At 47.4% G+C, this 3,319-nt stretch carries 4 protein-coding genes and 1 pseudogene; 1 reads left to right on the forward strand and 4 read right to left on the reverse strand.

Annotated elements, in window-relative coordinates; genetic code table 11:
* Positions 1-1,191 (forward strand): annotated as a pseudogene (locus C7386_RS13565) (helicase C-terminal domain-containing protein); the annotation flags it as partial.
* Positions 1,192-1,240: 49 nt separating this feature from the next.
* On the opposite strand, the gene C7386_RS13055 reads toward C7386_RS13565, so the two are convergent.
* From C7386_RS13055 to C7386_RS13070, 4 genes are all read right to left on the reverse strand, one after another.
* Entirely contained in the window at positions 1,241-1,537 is a 297-nt protein-coding gene (locus C7386_RS13055) for a helix-turn-helix domain-containing protein (protein ID WP_367575352.1), read from the reverse strand.
* Entirely contained in the window at positions 1,537-1,839 is a 303-nt protein-coding gene (locus C7386_RS13060) for a type II toxin-antitoxin system RelE/ParE family toxin (RefSeq protein WP_318261312.1), read from the reverse strand. Before C7386_RS13060 ends, C7386_RS13055 begins: the two co-directional genes overlap by 1 nt.
* A gap of 199 nt (positions 1,840-2,038) precedes the next feature.
* Positions 2,039-2,497 (reverse strand): helix-turn-helix domain-containing protein, encoded by a 459-nt coding sequence (locus C7386_RS13065; RefSeq protein WP_116705722.1) that lies wholly within the window; start codon positions 2,495-2,497, stop codon positions 2,039-2,041.
* A gap of 105 nt (positions 2,498-2,602) precedes the next feature.
* On the reverse strand, positions 2,603-3,319 hold a 717-nt coding region (locus tag C7386_RS13070; RefSeq protein WP_116705723.1), incomplete at its 5' end, for a C40 family peptidase.

Raw genomic sequence — 3,319 nt, forward strand, 5'->3', positions numbered from 1 at the left:
AGCGGTCGTTTCTGCTCCTATGACGATATACGGGATAAGCTGATCGCCAAGGGTGTACCGGCTGACCAGATCGCATATATTCACGATGCGGACACTCCCGCAAAAAAGAACGCACTCAGCAGCAAAATGAAATCTGGTGCAATCCGCGTGCTGATTGGCTCGACTGCCAAGATGGGCGCTGGTTTTAATGTGCAGGAGCGTTTGATTGCACTGCATCATGTCGATTGCCCATGGCGTCCGCGTGATGTAGAGCAGCGTGACGGTCGTATTCTCCGTCAGGGCAATACAAATGAAAAGGTACATATCTATCGCTATGTTACTGAAGGTACCTTCGACAGCTACAACTGGCAGACGGTCGAAAACAAGCAGAAGTTTATCTCTCAGGTCGTAACCGGCAAATCCCCGGCGCGCACCTGTGATGATATTGACGATGCTGCACTGTCTTACTCTGAAGTTAAGGCGCTTGCTGCCGGTGATCCGGAGATCAAGGAACGCATGGAACTTGATGTTGATGTGCAGAAATTATCCGTCCTGCGTACTGCATATCACAATGACCAGTATAAGCTGGAGGACGATGTAAACCAAAACTTGCCGGACAGCATTGTTAAGAAAGAGAACATGATTGCAGCGCTGAAAGCGGATAAAGCAACACTGACCGTCAATCATGCCCAGACTGAGGGCGCAACCTTCCGTATCGAACTGAACGGAAAAACTTACACTACTAAGGACAAGGCCGGTGAAGCGCTGCTGACCATGATAGCGGATGAACGCAGGAAGATTTCGCAGAACATGGAGGGCAAGCTGTCCTATGATGACACACGCTCTATCGGTTCGTACTGTGGCTTTAAGCTGGAACTGAAGCGTTCGCTCATGGACGAGGTGCGTATCTGTATTCATGGTGCAACCAAGCGTATGGTTGAACCGGGTGATAATGTGGCTGGCTGCATCCAGCGTATGAACAACGCAATGAATGACATCGGAAAGTTTATCACCGACAACGAACAGAGCCTTGTGCGCCTGCATGAGCAGCTTGATGAAGCCAAGGTCAACCTCGGCAAGCCATGGCCGTTGGAGGACGAGTATCAGCAGAAGATCTCTCGCCTTAACGAACTGAACTACAAACTGACCCGTCACCATTCCTCTGAAAACTCTCCCGAACACTCTCCTGCGCAAAGTGAATTGGAGCTATAAAGATATGAAAAAAGCCGGTACAGAGCAAAACGCTCTGTACCGGCTCTTTTCATACTTCTTTCAGATCACCTATATAAAGTGTCTTTCCGAGGGGCGCAAGAACCTTTAAGATCGTGCTAAGGTTCGGAGTGGTGCTGCCGTTCTCCATGCGGGCGATAACTGGCTGCTTGACGCCAGTTAATTCCTCAAGTTGCTTTTGGGAAAGACCGCGTTCCTTTCTGGCCTTAACCAATTCTCCAATCAAAGCCACCCGGAGATTGCTCTCTGCAATCTCCTCCGGCGTAAACATTTCTTTGCGTACATCTTCCCAAGTCGCAAAGGTATTTCCATTCATCGTAACACTCATTATAAATCGCACCTTTCCTTGAAATCAGCTAATTCTCGTTTGGCTTGTTCAATCTCTCGCGGCGGTGTTTTCTGCGTTTTCTTAACAAACTGGTGTAAGAGTACATACCTGCCGTTTACAACGCCCGCAAACAGTATACGATCTCGCAGGGGACGCAATTCCCATATGTCACCGTCAAGATGCTTAACATAGTTTTCTGTCAGTTGCTCAGTTCCATACACGCTCAATGCCTGAATATAATCATTGATTTTGTTCAGCTTGATGCGGCTGTCTTTACCTTTATTTTTCCCCATTTCCTGCATATACTCTAACACAGGTGAATGTCCATGCCGATCTGCGTAAAATATTATCTCTCTCAAACCGTTCCCGCCCTTTCTCTTTCTATATATATTATACTCAAAAGTTATTGAAATGTCAATGCTTAAAAGTTATTGTTTTGATTTTATAATAGAAAAAGTCCCCGTTCTGAGCCTTTTTGAAGCTCAGAACGGGGACTTTTTCTTATTTTTCTATCAACTCGCCTGATAAGTCATATTCCATTTTCCATGCGAAGTATTCATCGTCTGTAATACTGCCGTCCTGCCATGCTTTGCGCTGGCGCAGCCAATTTTGCATCAGATAGCAAAAATGTATATCGGCTCGTAAATAAATTCCCATACCTGCACCATCTGTGTCTTTGCCCTCCAACTTAATAGGCGAAACAGTATCCGGCATCATCGTTTCCAGCCAAAACAGCAATCGGATAACATCTGTCAGATCATTCGGAGCAGTCGCAATGAAAAACCTTGGGTCTACGCCCAGAACCATAGCTAATTGCTGTAACAGTTCCTTTCTGGGTACACGATAATCCGTTTCGTACTGTGCAATCCGGTTCGCAGACAGCTTGACCTTGCTCGCCAATTCATGCTGTGGCATTCCGCGCACCTTACGGACAAACCGTAACCGCTCGCCAACTGTCATGTCTATGCCCCTCTTTCTTTAAGGAGTGATACTCTCAAACTCAGGCTCCGAGTCATCATCATATTACGCAGTTTTTCTCTCCAGTTCATAGATACCTCCTGTTGCTTATTTAGGGCGCGCAAACCCATACATATGTGATTTCCAGTACGAATTGGACAGGTCTGCGTAACCGATTGGATTTCCGCAATGCAACATTTTACCGTTACCCACATAGATACCGATGTGCGAGATCGGTTCGGGGCAATCGTAGGTGTTCGCAAAGAATACCAGATCACCCGGCTGTGCCTGCGAGGCCGAGATTGGTGTGCAACGCAAGTAGATACCATACGCTGTCATTCGCGGGAGATTGCATACGCCGGACTGCGTGTAAACCCAGCAGATAAAGCCGGAGCAGTCGAACGAGGTCTGCGGAGTAGAACCACCGAACACATAAGGCATACCGATGTATTTCTTTGCTTCAGTCATGAGCTTCTGGAAAGTTTCGCTGCCGTAAGCCGCGCCGCCGGTATACTGCTGAACCAGCATAACATAGAACATATTGCCGTAATTGTATCGCCAGCCGCCATTCTTCGCAGTGGAAATAGCGTTCTTGTAAGTAACACGCACGCCGCCGGAGTGCTGTTTAGCAAAACTCTCCGCCAGTTCAAAGGAGTATTTTTTACCGTTTTTCGCTACATAATCAAGAAAACCGCCGCCGTAGTTGTACGCCTGTACAATGCTGTCACCATCTACACCGAGCTGCTTTGCTCTTTTAACCAGTTCGGCATAGTATTTGCAGCCCTGATTGATAGATGCTTCCTTGTCCTTGATTGCACCGGGTGG

It is taken from the genome of Agathobaculum butyriciproducens (assembly GCA_003096535.1).
Classification (GTDB): Bacteria; Bacillota; Clostridia; order Oscillospirales; family Butyricicoccaceae; genus Agathobaculum; species Agathobaculum butyriciproducens.

Bases quoted from the DNA above. Each gene is read 5' to 3' on its own strand.
- C7386_RS13055 (WP_367575352.1), bottom strand. From the start codon at position 1,537: ATGAGTGTTACGATGAATGGAAATACCTTTGCGACTTGGGAAGATGTA.
- C7386_RS13065 (WP_116705722.1), bottom strand. From the start codon at position 2,497: ATGACAGTTGGCGAGCGGTTACGGTTTGTCCGTAAGGTGCGCGGAATG.
- C7386_RS13060 (WP_318261312.1), bottom strand. From the start codon at position 1,839: ATGCAGGAAATGGGGAAAAATAAAGGTAAAGACAGCCGCATCAAGCTG.